This window comes from Roseomonas fluvialis (genome assembly GCF_022846615.1).
GTDB lineage: Bacteria > Pseudomonadota > Alphaproteobacteria > Acetobacterales > Acetobacteraceae > Neoroseomonas > Neoroseomonas fluvialis.
Map to the genome: position 1 here is coordinate 4,809,632 of NZ_AP025637.1, position 19,038 is coordinate 4,828,669.

Here is a 19,038-nt window from a genome sequence, read left to right on the forward strand (position 1 = left end):
CCCTCCGGGCACGCCATACCCCCGCGGCGTGCCCGGCGTGCGCGGGGCCGCGACCGCCGCTTCCCCCCGGCGGCCGTGGCCCCGCCTGCCACCGACCTTTTGTATCGGCGCATATTGCGGCATCCTGCCTCCTTTCCCCTGGCCGGCATCGCGATGGTCGCGCTGCCCGCGGGGGATTTTGCGGAGAATGGTTCCCGTGATCCCCGCCCTGATGCCGACCTACAACCGTGCCGATCTCGCTTTCGAGCGGGGCGAGGGCGCGCGACTGTGGACGGATGACGGGCGCCGATTCCTCGACTTCGGCGCGGGCATCGCGACCTCCAGCCTCGGCCACGGCCACCCGCATTTGACCAAAGCGATCGCCGAGCAGGCCGCGAAGGTCATGCACGTGTCGAACCTGTATCGCGTGAAGCAGGCCGAGGAACTCGCCGCGCGCCACGTCGCCGCGTCGTTTGCTGACAGCGTCTTCTTCTGCAACTCGGGCGCCGAGGCGAACGAGGGCATGACCAAGGCCGTCCGCAAGTATCACGCCGAGAACGGCCACCCCGAGCGCTTCGGTATGATCTGCTTCGAAGGCGCCTTCCACGGCCGCACGCTCGCGATGCTCGCCGCCACCGGCAACGAGAAGTACCTCGCCGGCTTCGGTCCGGTGGTCGAGGGCTTCACCCACGTCCCGTTCGACAACATGAACGCGCTGCGCGCGGCCATCACGCCGCAGACCGGCGGCATCATGATCGAACCCATCCAGGGCGAGGGCGGCGTCCGCCCCGCCCCCATCCGCTTCCTGCGCGAACTGCGCCAGGTCTGCGACGAATACGGCCTGCTGCTGGCGCTGGATGAAGTGCAGTCCGGCATGGGCCGTTCCGGCAAGCTCTGGGCGCACCAATGGGCGGATATCGAGCCCGACGTGATGTCGGCCGCCAAGGGCATCGGCGGCGGCTTCCCGCTCGGCGCGATCCTCGCCAAGGAGAAGGTCGCCAAGCACCTCAAGCCCGGCACGCACGGCACCACCTATGGCGGCGGGCCGCTCGCCTGCGCCGCCGGCCTCGCGGTGATGGACGTGGTGATGGCGCCGGGCTTCCTCGACCAGGTGGACCGCGTCGCGCGGCACCTCTGGCGCGGGCTGCTCGGCCTCGCGGAACGCCACCCCGACGTCATCGAGGGCGTACGCGGCGCCGGCCTGCTGCTCGGCATCAAGCTGAAGCCCGAGATCAGCAACGGCGACATGCAGGCCGCCGCCGTGGCGGAAGGCCTGCTGACGGTGGCCGCGGGCATGAACGTGCTGCGCCTGGCGCCGCCGCTCATCATCACCGAGGCCGAGGCGGACGAGGCGGTGGCGCTGCTCGACCGCGCCTGCCGCCGCCTCACGCCGTCGAAGGCGCAGGTCGCCGCGAAGTGAGCGCGGTGTTGAAGCCGGCCGGCGGGGGGAACGAGTCCCCCCGCCACTTCCTCGAGATCATGGATTTCGACGGGCCCGCGCTGCGCCGCATGCTCGACCTCGGTTCGCGGGCCAAGCGCGGCGACGTCGCAGGCAAGCCGCTCGCCGGCAAGACGGTCGCGCTGCTGTTCGAAAAGCCGTCGACCCGCACGCGCGTCAGCTTCGAAGTCGGCGTGCGGCAGTTGGGCGGCGAGGTGGTGGTGCTCTCGGCCCACGACACGCAGATGGGCCGCGGCGAAACGCCCAAGGACACCGCGCGCGTGCTCTCGCGCTATGTCGACGCGATCATGCTGCGCACCGACGACGTGCGGAAGATCCGCGAACTGGCCGAACACGCGACGGTGCCGGTGATCAACGGCCTCACCGATATCTCGCACCCCTGCCAGATCATGGCCGACGTGATGACCTTCGAGGAACATCGCGGCCCGATCGCCGGCCAGGTCGTGGCCTGGACCGGGGATGGCAACAACGTCGCGCAATCCTTCATCCAGGCCGCTGCGCGCTTCGGCTTCATCCTGCGCATCGCGACCCCGCCGGACCTGGCCCCGCCCACCGCGCTGGTCGACTGGGCGCGCGCACAGGGCGCACGCATCGAGCTGACCAACGACCCGGTCGCGGCGGTGCGCGATGCGCGCTGCGTGGTGACCGACGCCTGGGTGTCGATGTCGGACGAGAAGGAAGGCCGCGCGCCGCAGCGCCACAACCTGCTGGCGCCCTACCAGTTGAACGCCGCGCTGCTGGCCAAGGCGGCGCCCGATGCCATCGTGATGCACTGCCTGCCCGCCCATCGCGGCGAGGAGATCACCGACGAGGTGATGGACGGCCCGCAAAGCGTGGTGTTCGACGAGGCGGAGAACCGGCTGCACGCCCAGAAGGGCGTGCTGTTGTGGGCGCTGGGCGGGGGCTGACGGGCTGGCCGGGATGGCGCCGTCGGCCGCATCGCGACATCCGGCGCCGCAGCATCATCCAGCAGGCCGTGACACGCGCCGGTCCTGACAAGGCGCCGCTCGACTTTAGGAATTAATTCGGCAATCCTGCGCGATCATCGCTGCCAGACGGGTCCGCCGCCCCGGACCTGCCAGCCGAGTCCTGCCGCGCCTTCCATTCCCCGGCATGGAAAATCGCCTTTCTTCAAGCACTTAATCGCTCCCTCACAATTGCGCGACACACTCGCCCCGGTCACGCATCGGAGAATCTTGCATGTCGCGCATCGCGCAGACGCTTGGGCGCTTTTGGACACGGGTCGGGCTGGTGCAGCGCCTGGTCATCGCCGCTGTCCTGGCGGTGGGCGGCAGCGTCGCCATGCTCCAGCTGCTGCACCTGCGGGACTTCGAACAGCGGCAGATGGCGCATGCCCAGGCCGACCTCGACATGAACCTCGAACTTCTCAAGCAGGTCCTGCGACCGCTCGGCACCGGCTGGGCGATCCAGGATGGGCGGCTCACGCTCGGCGGCCAGCCGCTCGAAGGGCGCAACGACGTGGTCGATGCGGTCAAGCGCGTGGCCGGCGGCGTCGCCACCATCTTCCAGGGCGACCAGCGCATCGCGACGAACGTGCAGCGCCCCGACGGGACGCGCGGCACCGGCACGCGCCTGGCCGCCGGGACGGCCCATGACGCCGCCATCACCCGCGGCGAGGTCTATCGCGGCCGCAACGAGATCCTCGGCCAGTTGCACCTGACCATCTACGAACCGATCCGCGACGCCGCCGGCCGGCAGGTCGGGCTGTTGTTCGTGGGCGTGCCGGTCGCCGACATCGCCGCCGCCATCGCGCAACGCCGGCAGGACGCGCTGCTCACGGGGCTGGCGGTGCTGCTGCTGGTCGGCGCGGTGGTCTGGGTCACGGTGGTGCGTGCCATGCGCCCGCTGCGCGCCATCGCCGGCGCGATCGACACCATCGCGCAGGGCCGCACCGATGTGGACGTGCCCTGCCGCGACCGGACCGACGCGCTCGGCGTGATCGCGCGGTCGGTCGACACGCTGCGCGCCGCCACCGGCCGCGCCGCCGCCGCCGAGCACGCCGCGACCGAGGCGCGCCGGCAGGCCGAGCAGGCCCGCCGCGCCGCGGCCGAGGCCGCCGCCACCACCGTGCAGGACCGCATCGGTGCGCTCACCCGCAGCCTGGCCGGCGCCGCGCAGCGCCTGGCCGAGGCGAGCGGGGAGATCGCGCAGGGCACCGAAACCTCGGCCCGCCAGGCCGCCACCGCCGCCGCCGGCGCCGACCGCACCAGCGCCAATGTCGCGACGGTCGCCGCCGCGGCGGAACAGATGGCGGCCTCGGTCAGCGAGATCACGCGCCAGGTCAGCCAATCCGCCGCCACCACGCGCCGGGCCGCCGAACAGGCCGGCGAAACGGATGCGGGCGTGCGCGAACTGGCCGCCTCCGCCCAGAAGATCGGCGAGGTGGTGCGCCTGATCAGCGACATCGCCGGGCGCACCAACCTGCTGGCGCTCAACGCCACCATCGAAGCCGCGCGCGCCGGGGAAGCCGGGAAGGGCTTCGCCGTGGTCGCGAGCGAGGTGAAGGCGCTCGCTTCCCAGACCGCGAAGGCAACCGAGGAGATCGGCCGCCAGATCGCCGACATCCAGGCCAGCACCGGACAGGCCGTCGCCGCCATCCAGGGCATCGGCGAGGTGGTGCGCGAGGTCGACCAGATCGCCGGCGCCATCGCCGCCGCCGTCGAACAGCAGGGCGCCGCCACGCAGGAGATCGCGCGCGGGGCTGGCCTGGCGGCGACCGGCACCGGGGAGGTCTCGGGCAGTGTCGCCGAGATCCGCGGCAGCGCCGAGGCGACCGCCGCGCGCGTGACGGAGCTGCGCCGCGTGGTCGAGGACGTCGCCGCCGGCGAAGCCGCGCTGCGCCAGGAACTGGACGGGATCGTCGCCTCCCTGCGGGCGGCGTGAGGGGGGCGGGCGGCGGCGGGCCGCGCCACTCCAGCCCGCCAAAGTGCTAAAGCGGTAAAGTCCTAAAGTGCCCAGGTGTCGGCGCCGCCCGGCCAGGCACCGTGGACGCCGCCCCGCCCACGCCCTATCTGGGCCGGGTGTCCAGCCCCACCGAACCCTCCGCCACCCCCGACTTCCTGAACCACGACCGTCCGCCCGTGCCGGACCTGGTCGTGCCGCGCGGCGTGCAGCCCTTCCACCTGCACGACCGCCCGGTACGCGGCCGCCTGGTGCGCTTGGGCCCACTGGCCGATGCGCTGCTGACCCGGCACGACAGCCACCCGACAGTGACCGCGCTGGCCGGCCAGGCGCTGGCGCTGACCGCGGGGCTGGCGGCGGCGCTGAAGTTCCGCGGGTCGTTCTCGCTGCAGGCCAAGGGCGACGGCCCGGTGCCCATGCTGCTGGCCGACTGCACCGATGCCGGCGCGCTGCGCGGCTATGCCCGGGCCAATGACGAACGCCTCGCCGCCCTGCTGGCCGGGGCGCCGGCACCGGATGCCGCGGCTCTGCTCGGCCAGGGCTACCTCGCCTTCACCTGCGACCAGGGCCCGGAGATGGACCGCTACCAGGGCATCGTGGCCATCGAGGGCACCACCCTCACCGAGATGACGGGCACCTATTTCCGCACCTCGGAACAGATCGCCACGCATGTGCATCTGGCCTGCGCCCGCACCGAGGCCGGCTGGCGCGCCGCCGCGCTCATCCTTGAACGGGTGGCCGGCGAGGGCGGCATCGGCGAGATGGACCGCGACGCGCAGGACGACGCCTGGCGCACCGCGGTGGCACTCGCCGCCACGCTGACCGACGCGGAACTGCTGGACGACGCGCTGCCCGGCGAACGCCTGCTGCATCGCCTGTTCGCGCTGGAGGGCCTCGCCCTCGACCGCGCCCGCGCCCTGTCCTATGGCTGCCGGTGTTCCCGCGCGAAGCTGTCGGGCGTGCTGGCAGGCTTCGGGGAGGAGGATCTCGACCACATGGCGGAGGACGGGACCATCACGATGACCTGCGAATTCTGCAATATCGGCTTCCGCTTCGACCGCGCCGAGTTGCGCGGCACCGAGGGCTGAGCCCGTGGCGCTGCCCCGCCGCGCCGCGCTGGGCGCGCTGCTGGCCACCGCGGCCTGCGCCGGCCCCGAGGAACCCCCACCCGCCCCGGCCGGCCCGCCCTCCTACAGCCACCTGACGCCGCTACGCTTGGCCGTCGGGCGAATCGAGATCCAGCCCGCGACCGACGCCGCCGCGACGCGCGTCATGCCGCCGGCGCCCCTGGTGCCCGCCGATGTGGTGCGGATCATGGCCCAGGAGAGGCTCTCGGCCGCAGGCGGTCCTGGGTTGGCGCGCTTCAGCACGCAGATCGCGACCCTCACGCGCGAACCTTCCGCCGGTGGCGGCGTGTTCACCGCGGCGACGGAACGCCTGACCTGCACCATGCGCTGCCGGATCGAGATCCGCGCCGAGGACGGCAGCCCCGCCGGCTTTGCCGAGGCCGAGGTGCGCCGTGCCTCGGTGCGCCCGGCCGGCAGCCCCGCCGAACGCGCCCGCGCGGCGGAGGAGATCGTGCGCGCCGCCGGCAACGACCTGAACGTGGAGTTCGAATTCCAGCTGCGCCGCAACCTGCGCGCGGCGCTGGCCCCGGCGCCCGGTGCCACGCCCGCCGCCCCGCCACCCGCCGCGCCGTCGGAACCGGCCTCGATCGACCTCTGACTGTCTGTTCGACAAGTGCGGCCCGGCCGGCCGGCCCGGGCTACGCTTCGCCTCCCCTGTCCGGAGACCCGCCATGGCCCGCGTGACCTTTTCCAACCCGCCCGGCGTGCCGGTGCCGCAATCGCGCTATTCCCAGGCCGCGCTGATCGAGGGCGAGGGCCGGCGGCTGGTGGTTTCGGGCCAGGTCGGGCTGCGCCCCGACGGCACGCTGGCTGGCGCGCCGGAGGACCAGATCGACCAGTGCCTGGCCAATCTCGGCGCCGTGCTGGCGGCGCATGGCATGGCCCCGGCGAACATCGTGAAGATGACCGTGTTCCTGACTGACCCGCTGCTGGTCACGCATTGGCGTCGCCACCGGGATGCCTTCCTGGCCGGCCATGCGCCGGCCAGCACGCTGCTGGTGGTGGCCGGCCTGGCCAGCCCGGATTTCGTGGTCGAGGTCGAGGCCGAGGCGGTCGCCTGACCCGCGACGACGTGGGCGGTGGCGAGGGACCGGCCGCGGCTCGGCGCCGGCGCCAGGTACGTAGTCTCGCGCGCCGCCACCCCGAGATGCCCGCGCGCGCGAACGCCCGGCGAAGCAGCCGAAGCCTTCGGCCGCCGGTATCGGCGTTTGCCTGCCCGTGCGCGAGAGATGCCGGAGCGCCACCCGCCGCGTGACGTGCCGGGTAGGCACGCCGTGCGCGTCATGCCGGAGGCACGCCATCGGTGTGACCGGAAACCTCAGGTTTCCTCTGGCCCGCCAGATAACCCGCGGCGCCCGTTCGGGCACGCGGCACGAGTCAAAAGGTAGCGCGGCCCATGTCAGAAGGTCGTGCGGCGAACCTGCTCGACCCCGCCAGGCGGCAGAGCGCCGCGGCGCGTCATGCAGGTGCGCCAGGCGCGCGGCAGGGCCGCGAGCAGTTCCTCGCGCACGCGTTCATCCTGCGCGAGGTTGCCTGACGTCGCGGTGCCGCTGATCCGCCGCACCTCGGGGTCGTCGGCCGCCTCGCGACGGCAGGCCTGGCCGTCGGGGCTGTCGTCGCGCGGCACGTTCGCCCAGACGCCGCCCTGCTGGCAGGCACCGAGGCCCAGGAGCGCAAGCATCAGCAGCGCGCGCGTCATGCGCCCATCCAATCCTCGATCAGGCGGCGCGCGATGGAATCCGCGCGCGGCAGGGAGAACCCCAGCGCCTGGTGGTTGCGGATCTGGTCGCGTGTGAACCAGCGTGCGTCCTTCAGTTCGTCGTGGTCGATGTGGATGTCCTCCGACAGCCCCTCGGCATGGAAGCCGAGCATGATCGACGACGGAAACGGCCAGGGCTGCGAGGAATGGTACCAGACCTCGCCGACATCGATGCCGGCTTCCTCCTTCACCTCGCGCCGCACCGCTTCCTCGAGGCTCTCGCCGGGTTCCACGAAGCCGGCCAGCGTCGAATACATCGTCACGTTCGGGAAGCGGTGGGAATGGCCGAGCAGGCAGGCATCCTCGCGCACCACCAGCATGATGACGGCGGGGTCGGTGCGCGGGAAATGCTGCGCCCCGCACCCCTGGCAGACCATGACGTTGCCGGCGCTGCGCGGTTCGCAGCGGCTGCCGCACACGCCGCAGAATCGATGCTTCACGCGCCAGTGCATGATGCCGCGGGCATGTGCCAGCACGCTCGCCTCGCCGGCCGGCAGCAGGCCGGCCACCTGGCGCAGGTCGGTGAAGGTGCCCATGCCGTCGGGCAGCAGCGGCAGCGGGTCGTCGGCGGTCGAGCAATCCACCGCGAAGACCGGCCTGCCCTCCCACAGGCCGAGGAAGGCCCAGGGGCCATCGGCCATGCGCACCGCCTCGGCCGCTGCGCCGGTCAGCAGCACGGCTTCGGGCCGGCCTTCCGCGACACCCTTCATGAGCGAGCGCGCACGCCAGACCGGCGCGAAGAGCGTGTCGGGGTGGGTGAGCGCGGCAGCGATGAACTCGGCATCGTCGCGCTTCTCGCCGGCGCGGTCGAGCGGGCTGCCGGTATAGGCATTGGGGCGGCTGGCGGGGATGGAAAGCATGCAGGCCGGAAGGTGCCATGTGGCTCCGCGCGCGTCCATCGGGGGGGCATCGGGCGTGAGCCGCAGGGGCGAGCCGGCGCTACCCCCGCATCTCCTCCGCCAGGCGCGCCAGGGCGTCGCGATAGGTCTCGTCGAACAGTGCGTCGAGTGCGGGGTTCACGCCTTTGCAGCCCGCGGCCACACGCCCTGCCCAGCCGACATATTCGGTGCGCCGCGCATGGTTCCAGTTGGCCGGCGGGCTGTCGGCGATGGCGCGCAGGTTGGAAATCTTGTCGGCCAGCTTGAGCTGCTTTGCCGCATCCGACTTCTTGGGCGCGTGGGAGACCTGCAGCGACTTGCGGATCTCCTTGGGCAGGGACTTGTCGTCGGTGGCTTCGGCGACGATGGCCGCGACCTCCTCGCCGAAGGCGACGACCAGGTCGGCATGGGTGCAGTCGGTGTCCTCGACCGTGTCGTGCAGCAGGCCGGCCAGGATGGCGGGCAGCGGCGCGCCGTGGTCCGCCAGGATGCCAGCGACCTCGATCACGTGGTTCACATAGGGTTCGGCGGCCGCACCCTTGCGCGCCTGCCCGGCATGGGCGCGCGCGGCGAACAGGGTGGCGCGGAGGATCTCCGCGGGGTCCGTGCAGGGTTTCATGGTGTCTCCTTTGTGGGCGTCGCGGGGGTGCGCGCAAGGGGATAGGCTGTCGCCGGGGGCGCGGGAGCAGCGGCGATGGCGGGCTGGGTCGGCGTGGTGCGACGGCGGGCAGTGCTGGCGGGGATGCTCGCCACGGTGGCGGCCGGGCGTGGCGCGCAGGCGCAACGAGCCGGCGCAGCCACGCCCGCGCCACCCGATGCGCGCGCCGTCATCACGCCGGAGGCGCGAGCGATCATCGCCCAGCTGCGCTTCGCCCGCGACATGCTGTGCGCGCGCTGCAACGACGACATCGAGCGGTCGGGCGTGAACCACCCCGCGCGGCGGTCGATGATCGGCCGCGACAAGCTGCAGACGGCGCGCGACATGATCGCGGCGGCACCGTCCCTGCCCGGCGCAGTGCCGGCGATGCGCCAGGTGCGCCACGGGATCGATGTGCTGGGATGGCAGGAGGAAGAGGAGGCGATGGCCGCGATCGACGCGGCCATCCGTGCCATCGAGGCGGAGGGCCGCGTCGCGGCGCGGGGCGGCCCGCCCGACCCGCGCGCGCTGGCCGGGCAATTGCGGCTGGCGCGGAGCTTCATCTGCGTCCGCTGCATGCAGGACGACTGGATCCGCGGCAGGCGTGCGCGGGCGAGCGAGGAACTGGCGGTGGCGCAGGGGATGGCGGAAGCGGTGCCGACCCTGCGGCATGTCGAGCAGGTGCGCGCGCAGATGGCGATGGCGGAGCAGGCGCTGGCGGCGGGCGATGTCCGCCGCGCGGATGCGGCGCTGGGGCGCGCGATTGAGCGGTTGCGGCCCTTGCCGCGGTAGGCGGGGCGCGACGGCGGGAAAGCCGCCGCGTCGAGGGCCTTCATCGCGTCACGCCGAAGGCGTGCCCGACGATGCGGGCGCGCCGGTCACCCTCAGGTGTTCATCGCGTCACGCCGAAGGCGTGCCCGACGATACGGATGCGGTGAACACCGATCAGGTGTTCATCGCGTCACGCCGAAGGCGTGCCCGACGATACGGATGCGGTGAACACCGATCAGGTGTTCATCGCATCAAAGAAGTCCTGGTTCGTCTTGCTGTACTTCAGCTTGTCGGTGAGGAACTCCATCGCGTCCTGCGTGCCCATCGGGTTCAGGATGCGCCGCAGCACCCACATCTTGGACAGCGTGCCGCGATCGACCAGCAGCTCCTCCTTGCGGGTGCCGGACTTGGTGATGTCGATGGCCGGGAACACGCGCTTGTCGGACAGCTTGCGGTCCAGGATGATTTCGCTGTTACCGGTGCCCTTGAATTCCTCGAAGATCACCTCGTCCATGCGTGAACCGGTGTCGATCAGCGCGGTGGCGATGATGGTCAGTGAGCCGCCTTCCTCGATGTTGCGCGCCGCGCCGAAGAAGCGCTTGGGGCGCTGCAGGGCGTTGGCGTCGACACCACCGGTCAGCACCTTGCCCGACGACGGCACCACGGAGTTGTAGGCGCGGCCCAGGCGCGTGATCGAATCCAGCAGGATCACCACGTCGCGCTTGTGCTCGACCAGACGCTTGGCCTTCTCGAGCACCATCTCGGTGACCTGCACATGGCGCGTGGCCGGCTCGTCGAAGGTGGAGGCCACGACCTCGCCGCGCACGGTGCGCGCCATGTCGGTGACTTCCTCGGGCCGCTCGTCGATCAGCAGCACCATCAGGAAGACTTCGGGATTGTTCGCGCTGATGCTCTTCGCGATGTTCTGCAGCATCACGGTCTTGCCGGTGCGCGGGGGTGCGACGATCAGCGCGCGCTGGCCCATGCCGATGGGGGCGATCAGGTCGATGACGCGGTGCGTGTTGTCCTTGGCGGGGGACTTCGCGACGCTCTCGACCTCCGGGTTCTCCATCTTGAGCCGGCGGTTCGGATAGAGCGGCGTCAGGTTGTCGAAGTTGATGCGATGCTTGAGCGCCTCGGGCGGCTCGAAATTGATGTTGTTGACCTTCAGCATCGCGAAGTAGCGCTCGCCATCCTTCGGCGCGCGGATCTGCCCTTCGACCGTATCGCCGGTGCGCAGCGCGAAGCGCCGGACCTGCGCGGGCGAGATGTAGATGTCGTCGGGTCCCGGCAGGAAGTTCGCCTGCGGCGAGCGCAGGTAGCCGAAGCCGTCGGGCAGGATCTCGAGGGTGCCCTCGCCGAAGATCGCCTGGTCGTTCTCCGCCAGGGTCTTGAGGATGGCGAACATCATGTCCTGCTTGCGCAGGGTGGATGCGTTCTCGACGTTCAGCTCCTCGGCGAAGGCGAGGAGGTCGGCGGGGCTTTTGGCCTTGAGTTCGGAGAGGTGCATTGGATCCTGGACGGCGTCCGAGAGCGGGGGATTGGCCGGGAAATTCCCGCGGGCGCGGCGATGGAAGCCACTGCCTGCTCGCCCGGATCGGCGCCGAGGACCGGCGCGAGGGGCAATGTCCCGAGGAGGAAGGAAGGAAGTCGCGGCACAAGGCGCGAGGCACCCCGCGCCGCAGGCGGGAAGCGAACGGGACCCTAGGAAGGCTGAGGCCGCCCGTCAACAGGCGATATGCGGAGCTGCGAGCCCGCCTTCAAGGTCCCGCCCCCCACTGCAAACGGATCGCGGCCCTGCCGCGCTCCGGGAGACCACGGCGCGCAAGCCAAGCCCGCGAAGCGGGCGCGCCACGCCAAAGGCGTGCCTCCGGCACCACGCGCCTGAGGGCGCAAACGACTCGGATCGCGCCAAGCGAGACCACGCCCAGACGACGCTATGCCGCCAGCGCACCAGCGTATGGCGCGAAGGCAAGGCCGGCGGATGCCGGCCTTCCGCCGTTTGAGGGACACATCAAAACGGCTTCGCGATCACCATCACCACGATCAGGATCAGCGCCAGCGTCGGCACCTCGTTCATGATGCGCCAGCCGCGCTCGCTGCGCGTGTTGGCGTCACGTTCGAAGCGCTTGCGCGCCGCGGCCAGGTCCATGTGGAACCAGGTCATGGTCAGCAGCCCCACGACCTTCCCCCACCACCAGCCCGCGGTCCAATCCGCCACGCCCGGTGTCAGCACCAGCAGCAAGCCGAAACCCCAGGTCCAGATCATCGCGGGGTTCATGATGGCGCGCAGCAGGCGGCGCTCCATCACCTTGAACAGTTCCGACTGCGCCGAACCGGCCGCCACCTGGCAGTGATAGACATACAGCCGCGGCAGGTAGAACAGCCCCGCCATCCAGGCGAAGGCGCCCAGCAGGTGCATCGCCTTCACCCAGGGATAGAACGGCGCAAGCGCGTCGATCGTCACGCCGCCACCCCGTCCACCAGCGCGATATGCGCGGTGCTCGCGGCACGGCGCAGCGCGATCAGCGGCGCGTAGTCAGCGCTGTGGCAGAAGCCGCGCGCCGCCGCCACGGTGGGGAATTCCAGCACCACGACGCGGTCGAGACCGGGCTCGCCCTCCATCACCTCGACCGGCCCGCCGCGCACCAGGTAGCGCCCGCCATGGGCGGCGATGACCGCCGGCGCCTGGGCGCGATAGGCCTCGAACGCCTCGCGGTCATGCACGGTGATGTTGACGATCAGATAGGCCGGCACGGCGTCCTCCAGCGTGACGACGCAGCATGGCCGCGCCACTCGCGTCGCGACAAGTCCGCGCGGGTTCAGCGGGCGCGCAGCAGCCCCAGGTCGCGTAGCAGGCCCTCGTTCGCCGCGCTCTCGGCCGCGAAGCTCTCGCGGAACGCCGCCCCCGGCAGGAAGGCCGGCACGGAGGCCAGGCGCTGCGCGGTGGTGCGGAAGCCCTCGCTGGCCACCGCGGATTCGCAGGCGCGCTCGATCGCCGCCGCCGCCGCGTCGGGAATGCCCGCCGGCGCGATCAGCCCGCCATGCGAACTCCCCTGCACCGGAAAGCCAAGCTCCGCGACCGTCGGCACATCCGGCAGATGCGGCAGCCGCTGCGCGGAAACCGCCGCGATCGGGGTGAGCCCCGTCGAGGCCGGGATCGACGATGCCTCGATGAAGGCCTGGATCTGCCCGCCCATCGCCGCCTGGCTCATGGGCCCCGCGCCGGTGAAGGACACCATCAGCCCCTCGACGCCGGCGCGCTTCAGCAGCGCGGCCATCAGGATGTGCTGCGTGCTGGCATTGCCCGGCGCGCCATAGACGAGCGCCTCCCGCGCGGAGCGCCCATGCGCGACAAGCCCGGCGAAGTCGCTGAAGGGCGCGTTGCGCCCGAGGATCACCACCTGCGGGTTGTCATACACGCGGCAGAGAAAGCGGAAGCTGTCGAGCCCGTAGGTCAGCGCGATGGCGTGCGGCTGCGCCGTCATCGGGTTGTTCGGCGTGATCGCGATGGTGTAGCCGTCCGGCCGCGCGCGCGCGAGTTCCGCGGACCCGATCGTGCCCGCCGCGCCACCGCGGTTCACCACCACCACGGTCTGCCCCAGCGCGCGCGTGAGTTCCGGCTGCAGCGCGCGCGCCATCAGGTCGGTGTTGCCGCCGGGCGGATAGGCGACCATCAGCGTGATGGTGCGCGAGGGAAACGCCTCCTGCGCGGTCGCCGAAGCGGCGACAAGCAGGCCGAATGCCGCCGCGATCAATCCCTTGCGCATGATGCCGCCCTCCCTGGCTTTGCCGGGGAGGCTACGCCGTTGCCGCCGCCTCGGGAAACCCCCGCGCCCGCAGGAAGGCGCCGGCCGAGGCCAGAGCGCGACGCCCCTCCGCCAGCCGCGCCGACCACAACGGCCAGGCGTGGATCATGTGCGGCCAGACCTCGAGCCGCACCGGCACATCCGCCGCGCCCAGCCGCCCGGCGATGCGCACCGCGTCGTCCAGCAGCGTCTCGGCGGACCCCACCTGCACCAGCACCGGCGGCAGGCCGCGCAGGTCGGCGTGCAGCGGCGAGACGCGCGGATCATCCGCCGCCACGCCGCCACGATAGGCGGCCGACAATTCCTCGAGGTAGCCGCGATGGATCAGCGGATCGACGCCATCCTTCGCGTCCATGCTCGCCCCGGTCGTCGCCAGGTCGACCCAGGGCGAAGCCAGCCAGGCGCATCCCGGCAGCGGCAGCCCCGCATCCCGCTGCGCGACCATCAGCGCGAGCGTGAGACCGCCACCGGCGCTGTCGCCGCCCACCACGATGTCGGCCGGGCGGAAGCCCTCGGCCAGCAGCGCGGCGAAGGCGGTGCGCGCATCCTCCAGCGCCGCCGGGTAGGGATGCTCGGGCGCGAGGCGATACTGCAGCGCCAGCGCGCGCATCCCCGCCGCCGCGCCGGCGCGGGATGCCATCGTGCGATGGCTGACGATCGACCCCGAGCAATACCCGCCGCCATGCAGGAACAGCAGCACGCGCGCGGCATCGACACCCGGCGCCTCGGACCATTCGGCGGGAATGCCGGCGATGGTCGTGGGCGCGAAAGCGATGCCCGGCGGCGGCGGGTCTGCCGCCGCCACCTCCTCGATGCGCGCGCGCCGCTCCGACCAGCCGACCGGGCGCGGCCGTCCGGTCAGCAGTGCGCGGACACCGTCGATCTCGGCCATGGCCTGCCTCCAGCGTTGCAGGCGCGAGTCTAGAGCAGGTCCAGATCAGACGGAATCGTCCGATCGGGTGAAGCTGCTCGCGAAAGCAGGCAGCTAGCGGCCTTGAGGTGAACCAGGGCGGACGGAACCCGCGCTAGCCGGCGCGGGCGCGCCCTGTCACAGCGCCGGCTGCGGCTGCGCGACGGCCATGTCCATTGTCACCTTGCCCAGCGCGCCCCAGGCGCGGTCATATTGCGGCGGGATCGCCAGCGCATCGGTGCGGCCGAGCTTCGCCGCGGCGTGCAGCGGCCAGTACGGGTTCCGCAGCAGTTCGCGCGCCAGGAAGATCAGGTCGGCCTTGCCTTCGCTCAGGATGGACTGCGCGTGCTCGGGCTCGGTGATGAGGCCCACGGCCGCGACCGGCACGCCGGCCTCGCGCACCGCCGCCGCACCCGGCACCTGGTAGCCCGGGACCAGCGCGATCTTCTGCCGTGGGTCGTTGCCGCCCGAGGAGACGTCCACCAGGTCGATGCCCAGCGCCTTCACGCGGCGCGCCAGTTCGACCGTCTCCTCCGTGGTCCAGCCGCCCTCGACCCAGTCGGTGTGCGACACGCGGATCGCCAGCGGCAGGTCCGCCGGGATCGCGGCGCGTACGGCCGCGCAGGTCTCGGTCACGATGCGCGTGCGCCCGTCGAAATCCCCGCCCCAGCCATCGTTGCGGCGGTTCGACAGCGGGCTGAGGAACTGGTGCATCAGGTAGCCATGCGCGGCATGGATCTCGATGAAGCGATAGCCCGCCTGCACGGCGCGCTTCGCCGCCGCGACGAAGTCGGCGATGGTCGCGCCGATCTGCGCCTCGGTCATCGCCTGCGGCACCGCGAAGTCGCCGAAGGCCTCGGCCGAGGGAGCGATGCAGGTCCAGGACGGGTCCGCCGGCCCATGCAGCCACGGCGCGTTGCGCGACGCCTTGCGCCCGGCATGCGCGATCTGGATGCCCGGCACCGACCCCACCGCCGCGATCGCCGCGGCAAGGCGCGCATGCGGCGCGACATGCGCATCGGACCAGATGCCAAGGTCGCCGGGGCTGATGCGCCCCTCGGGCGTGACGGCGGTGGCTTCCGCGATGGTCACGCCGGCACCGCCCACCGCGCGCGAGACCAGGTGCGCGAGATGCCAGTCGGTCGGGAAACCATCCGGCTTCGCGCAGTACTGGCACATGGGCGCGACACCGATGCGGTTCTTCAGCGTGACGCCGCGCAAGGTGAAGGGAGAGAACAGGTCGGTCACGATGGCGGTGCCCCGTTGGCTGGTGGTGGTGGCGCGAAGGGCGGCAGGCGCCCCAGGCGGTTCTCGAATACGGCGAAGAAGCGCGGTTCGCCACGGCCGCGCGGCAGCAGGCGGCCGCTCGCGTCGGTCGGCATCACGGCAAGGGTGACGGCGTCGCGCAGGTTGCCGCCGATCGCCTCGACCACGCCGGGCGCCACGCGCACCACGATGTCGCAATGGGTGGGCCGGAAGGCGCCGCGGTCGGCCGCGCGCTCGCGCCACGAACTGATCGGGCGCGAGGAACGATCGGCGCAGACCAGGTCGCCCACCTGCGGCGCGCGCGCGGCGACCTCGTGCGGGATGAAGGGGGCCTGCGCCGGGAAACGCTGCGCGTCCAGGATCATCGCATCGATGTAGAAGGCATGCGCGGCCGAGGGCGGGAATTCCCGCTGGTCCACCCCCGCGCTGCGCATCACGAAGGATATGAAGGCCGCCGACCAGGCCGGTTCGCGCCACAGGTCGGCGCTGCCGTAGTAGTAGCGCGCACGATTGCGCGCGACCGGCCCGTCGCCCTCCGGAACCGCGCGCCAATAGGCCAGCACGCGCGGGAAATTCGCCACATCGGTCTCCCGCGTGCCCGGTGCGCTGTCGGAGGTCTGGCGACCCCACTCCTCCCATTCCGCGGTGGCGATGCGCAGCATGCGCTCGCGCGCGCTGGGCGGGTAGGAGAGCGGCGCCTCGATCGCGGCCGGCACCGGCGGGGGTGCCGCGCAGGCCTGCAGCAGCCCGAGCATCAGCACCGCGGACAGGCAGGCGGCCAGATGCCGGTGCGGCGCGGCACGCCGCACGCGCGCGGCCACAAGGTCCGTCGTACCGATCATGCGGCCGCCCGCTCCTGCGTCGCCTCGGGCGGCACCAGCGCCGCCAGCGCCGCCACCTGGGCGCCCAGTGTCGGCGCCGTGCCCGGCGCGCCGCCGGACACCACCAGCACTTCGCCCTCGGGCCGGATGCGGCCCTGCAACAGCGTCATCGCGGTCGCGGCCAGGAAGGCGAGGCGCCTCGCCGCATCCTCGGGCAGCGCCATGGCGCCGGCGGCGCGCGCCGCCTGCACGGCGCGCAGTGCGCGCAGCAAGCGCGCGAGGTCCTCGGTGCCAGTCGCGGCGGGATCGCCCTCGCCGCGCAACGCCAGCGTGTCGATCGGTCCCGCCAGCGTGGCGAGGCCAAGCGCAGCGATGCCCCGCCGGAGCGGCTGTTCCGGCGGCCTGCCGCGCCGCGCCAGCGCCAGCAGCGCCGCCGCGTGGCCGCCGACCGTCGCGGGCGCATCGCCGGCATCACGGAATACACCGGACTCGCGCTGTGTCGCGACCAGCGCGGCCTCGATCGCCGCGGCGCGGGACGCGAGCGACGGATCGCCGGCGCCCTGGCGCAGCGCATCCGCGGCCATCAGCGCCTGCGCCAGGTCCGCCGGCGTCGCGCCATCCGGCTCAAAGGCGCCGAGCGCGTGCAGTGCCGCGGCGCGCAGTGCGGCACCGCGCGGCCCGTTCGCCAGCGCCGCGTGGGTCGCGAGCGCCAGCGCGATCGCCCCGGCCGGCGCCGCGCTGGCGGCATCCGCCCCGCGCGGCACGGCCAGCGGCGCGTCCAGACCACGCAGCACCAGCCGTTCCTCGCGCGCCACCAGCGCCTGCCCCGGGCCAAGCCGCGCTTCGGCGTAGCGCGCCAGCAGCCAGTGCAGGCGGCGCGGCTCGGGCCCGCTGGCCTTCACGCTGAGCAGCGGCGCCGGCCCGCACGGACGGATCGACAGCGCCAGCGCCTGCCGCGCCGGCCGCCCCTGCAACGCGCCGAAACAGGCGACCGGGCCGTCCTGCACGGTGATGTTGTCGCCCGCCGGGCTGTCGCTGTGCCGCGCCTCGGCCCCCTCGCCCAGCACCAGCGTCGCGAACCGCTGGTCGCTCATGCCGTCGCAGGCGGTGGTGATGCGCACGCGATCCAGCGTGATGCCCGGCGCGGTGGTGAGCGTCACGGTCAGCGTGACCACCGGGCTGTCCGCGCGCACCTCATACGCGTAGCGCAGCCGTGCAAGGTCCTGCGACGCGGCGCGGGAGAAACGACCGCGCCCGCCGACGATGCTTTCATGGAACAGCAGCACGCCGCCGGGCACGGGTTCGATCCCGGTGGTGGTGATCGCGTCCTCGACATCGAGGCAGTGCTTGCGGCCGCGCCAGGTGAATTCGACCAGGTTGCCGCCGTGCAGGATGGCGGGCGGGCCGTCCTCGCCATGCAGCCGCTGCTCGATCTCCCCGCGCTTCAGGTTGCCGGTGAAGCGGTGGTGCGGGGTGCGGATGTCGAACGAACGCGGCGTCTCGTCCTCGACCGTGACGCGGGCCGGGCCGAGCGCCTGGGGGGCGCGGCCAGCCCCCTGGAAGGACAGCAGCAGGTCGAGCGCGCCCTCGGCGCCGCCCAGCAGCGGATGCGCGAGCGCCTCGGCCGCTGCGGCATTGGCGGCGAGGTCGAAGACCTGCCCGCGCGGCTGCGTGGCAAAAGCGGGCGCATAGCCGTCGGGCAGGCGCGCAGGCGCGAGAAAACGCGCGAGGCCCCGCGCGAGCCCTTCGCGCACCGCATCCATGCCATTGCCGCTCATGCCTGTCGTTCTAGCCGCGCCGGGCGGGGGCGGGATAGGGTCGGAGAATGACAGTGCCGTGCATCAGCCGCCACGCCGCCGCATCATGAGGGTACGCGCATCCCTGCCGCTGGCGTGGCTGGCCGGTGGCCTGGCGGTCGGCACGCCGGCCGCCGCGCAGCCGGGCGATTGGCGCGCCACCGCGCCCGCGCTGACGCTGGATGGCGCGGTGCGGCCACTGGTCGCCCCGGTCGCGGTCGGCGGCAGTGCCTGGGGCCCCTGGCGCAGCCTGTGCCGCGAGCACACCCCGCGCCCCGGCCGCCCGCCGCAGCGTGACTGCCTGGCCGTGGCCGAGGCGCGCCCGGAAGGCAACGCGACGCGCCTAGTGCTGGTGCAGCAGCAGCTCGGCTTGCGCATCTCGGCGCTGCGGGATGTGGATGGTCGGGTGCAGGAATTCGCCGCGCTGCGCCCAGACGGCACCGCACCGGCGCCCGATGCCGCGCGCGACGGGCTGCTGGCAGCGTGGCGGGAGCAGTTCGGCACACTCAGCCTGGAACGCCGCCGCTTCGCCCCGCGCGAGGATGTCTCCCTGCCCGTCGCCGGGTCGCCGCGCGGGGGCACCTGCCGGCCCGAGGGCACGGCCGCGATGGGCGGGCGTCCGGTGCTGCTGGCGCGCTGCGCGGTGGAGTTGGCCGGGCGGCTGCGCGGCGGCGAATCGGATGCGCGCGTGGCGATCTTCGCGCGCGTGGCGATCGACATCGCGACCGGCATGGTGGCGGCGCAGGGCTATGCCACGCGGATCGAGACCTTCGGCGCCGGCGGGCGGTCGAACGGGGTGGTCGTCACGCCTTCGCGCGTCGTGCTGGAATAGGCGGCGCGCGCGGCGTGTCATCGCGCCAGGGGCGCGTGGCGCATCAGCGCGCGTGGAGCGCCCGCCACGCGC

The 19,038-nt window shown here is 72.6% G+C and carries 19 protein-coding genes; 8 read left to right on the top strand and 11 right to left on the bottom strand.

What is annotated here, in order from left to right; translation table 11 throughout:
* Positions 1 to 196 precede the first annotated feature (196 nt).
* From MWM08_RS23030 to MWM08_RS23055, 6 genes are all read left to right on the top strand, one after another.
* On the top strand, positions 197 to 1,399 hold the full coding sequence (locus MWM08_RS23030; protein WP_244408845.1) for an aspartate aminotransferase family protein: 1,203 nt from the start codon (positions 197 to 199) through the stop codon (positions 1,397 to 1,399).
* Positions 1,396 to 2,346 (top strand): ornithine carbamoyltransferase, encoded by a 951-nt coding sequence (gene argF / locus MWM08_RS23035; RefSeq protein ID WP_255751370.1) that lies wholly within the window; start codon positions 1,396 to 1,398, stop codon positions 2,344 to 2,346. Before MWM08_RS23030 ends, argF begins: the two co-directional genes overlap by 4 nt.
* Before the next feature lie 292 nt (positions 2,347 to 2,638).
* Positions 2,639 to 4,342, top strand: a complete 1,704-nt coding sequence (locus MWM08_RS23040; RefSeq protein WP_244408847.1) for a methyl-accepting chemotaxis protein — start codon at positions 2,639 to 2,641, stop codon at positions 4,340 to 4,342.
* Positions 4,343 to 4,479: 137 nt separating this feature from the next.
* A complete protein-coding gene (gene hslO / locus MWM08_RS23045; RefSeq protein WP_423815993.1) occupies positions 4,480 to 5,448 on the top strand; it encodes an Hsp33 family molecular chaperone HslO in 969 nt (322 codons plus the stop codon).
* Between the two features lie 4 nt (positions 5,449 to 5,452).
* Positions 5,453 to 6,085 carry a hypothetical protein gene (locus MWM08_RS23050; RefSeq protein ID WP_244408848.1) on the top strand — a complete coding sequence of 211 codons (633 nt, stop codon included), beginning with the start codon at positions 5,453 to 5,455 and terminating at the stop codon, positions 6,083 to 6,085.
* A 73-nt stretch (positions 6,086 to 6,158) separates the two neighbouring features.
* Positions 6,159 to 6,548: a RidA family protein gene (locus tag MWM08_RS23055; protein WP_244408849.1), complete on the top strand. Its 390-nt coding sequence runs from the start codon at positions 6,159 to 6,161 to the stop codon at positions 6,546 to 6,548.
* 338 nt (positions 6,549 to 6,886) lie between these two features.
* On the opposite strand, the gene MWM08_RS23060 is transcribed toward MWM08_RS23055, so the two are convergent.
* The 3 genes from MWM08_RS23060 to MWM08_RS23070 form a co-directional block, all read right to left on the bottom strand.
* Complete coding sequence (locus tag MWM08_RS23060; RefSeq protein ID WP_244408850.1) at positions 6,887 to 7,186, bottom strand: phosphoribosylamine--glycine ligase; 300 nt, start codon at positions 7,184 to 7,186, stop codon at positions 6,887 to 6,889.
* Positions 7,183 to 8,106 (bottom strand): NAD(+) diphosphatase, encoded by a 924-nt coding sequence (gene nudC / locus MWM08_RS23065; protein ID WP_244408852.1) that lies wholly within the window; start codon positions 8,104 to 8,106, stop codon positions 7,183 to 7,185. Before nudC ends, MWM08_RS23060 begins: the two co-directional genes overlap by 4 nt.
* A gap of 79 nt (positions 8,107 to 8,185) precedes the next feature.
* Entirely contained in the window at positions 8,186 to 8,743 is a 558-nt protein-coding gene (locus tag MWM08_RS23070) for an HD domain-containing protein (RefSeq protein WP_244408853.1), read from the bottom strand.
* 75 nt (positions 8,744 to 8,818) lie between these two features.
* On the opposite strand from MWM08_RS23070, the gene MWM08_RS23075 reads away from it, so the two are divergent.
* Positions 8,819 to 9,553, top strand: coding sequence for a hypothetical protein (locus MWM08_RS23075; protein ID WP_244408854.1), 735 nt, complete (start codon positions 8,819 to 8,821; stop codon positions 9,551 to 9,553).
* A gap of 214 nt (positions 9,554 to 9,767) precedes the next feature.
* Here MWM08_RS23075 and rho read toward each other — a convergent pair whose 3' ends face one another.
* The 8 genes from rho to MWM08_RS23115 form a co-directional block, all read right to left on the bottom strand.
* Positions 9,768 to 11,042: a transcription termination factor Rho gene (gene rho / locus MWM08_RS23080; RefSeq protein WP_244408855.1), complete on the bottom strand. Its 1,275-nt coding sequence runs from the start codon at positions 11,040 to 11,042 to the stop codon at positions 9,768 to 9,770.
* Between the two features lie 504 nt (positions 11,043 to 11,546).
* A complete protein-coding gene (hemJ, locus tag MWM08_RS23085) occupies positions 11,547 to 11,999 on the bottom strand; it encodes a protoporphyrinogen oxidase HemJ (RefSeq protein ID WP_244408856.1) in 453 nt (150 codons plus the stop codon).
* On the bottom strand, positions 11,996 to 12,289 hold the full coding sequence (locus MWM08_RS23090; protein ID WP_244408857.1) for a DUF1330 domain-containing protein: 294 nt from the start codon (positions 12,287 to 12,289) through the stop codon (positions 11,996 to 11,998). The genes hemJ and MWM08_RS23090 overlap by 4 nt, the downstream gene beginning before the upstream one ends.
* A 65-nt stretch (positions 12,290 to 12,354) precedes the next feature.
* On the bottom strand, positions 12,355 to 13,302 hold the full coding sequence (locus tag MWM08_RS23095; protein ID WP_244408859.1) for a Bug family tripartite tricarboxylate transporter substrate binding protein: 948 nt from the start codon (positions 13,300 to 13,302) through the stop codon (positions 12,355 to 12,357).
* Positions 13,303 to 13,333: 31 nt separating this feature from the next.
* Complete coding sequence (locus MWM08_RS23100) at positions 13,334 to 14,233, bottom strand: alpha/beta hydrolase (protein WP_244408861.1); 900 nt, start codon at positions 14,231 to 14,233, stop codon at positions 13,334 to 13,336.
* Between the two features lie 156 nt (positions 14,234 to 14,389).
* Positions 14,390 to 15,499 carry an NADH:flavin oxidoreductase/NADH oxidase gene (locus MWM08_RS23105; protein ID WP_244408863.1) on the bottom strand — a complete coding sequence of 370 codons (1,110 nt, stop codon included), beginning with the start codon at positions 15,497 to 15,499 and terminating at the stop codon, positions 14,390 to 14,392.
* Positions 15,496 to 16,359 (bottom strand): DUF2272 domain-containing protein, encoded by an 864-nt coding sequence (locus MWM08_RS23110; protein WP_244408865.1) that lies wholly within the window; start codon positions 16,357 to 16,359, stop codon positions 15,496 to 15,498. Before MWM08_RS23110 ends, MWM08_RS23105 begins: the two co-directional genes overlap by 4 nt.
* A complete protein-coding gene (locus MWM08_RS23115; protein ID WP_244408866.1) occupies positions 16,356 to 18,116 on the bottom strand; it encodes a hypothetical protein in 1,761 nt (586 codons plus the stop codon). Before MWM08_RS23115 ends, MWM08_RS23110 begins: the two co-directional genes overlap by 4 nt.
* An 85-nt stretch (positions 18,117 to 18,201) precedes the next feature.
* On the opposite strand from MWM08_RS23115, the gene MWM08_RS23120 reads away from it, so the two are divergent.
* The gene (locus MWM08_RS23120) at positions 18,202 to 18,966 is read left to right on the top strand and encodes a hypothetical protein (protein WP_244408868.1); all 765 of its coding nucleotides are present in this window, start codon (positions 18,202 to 18,204) and stop codon (positions 18,964 to 18,966) included.
* The last annotated feature ends 72 nt before the right edge of the window (positions 18,967 to 19,038 follow it).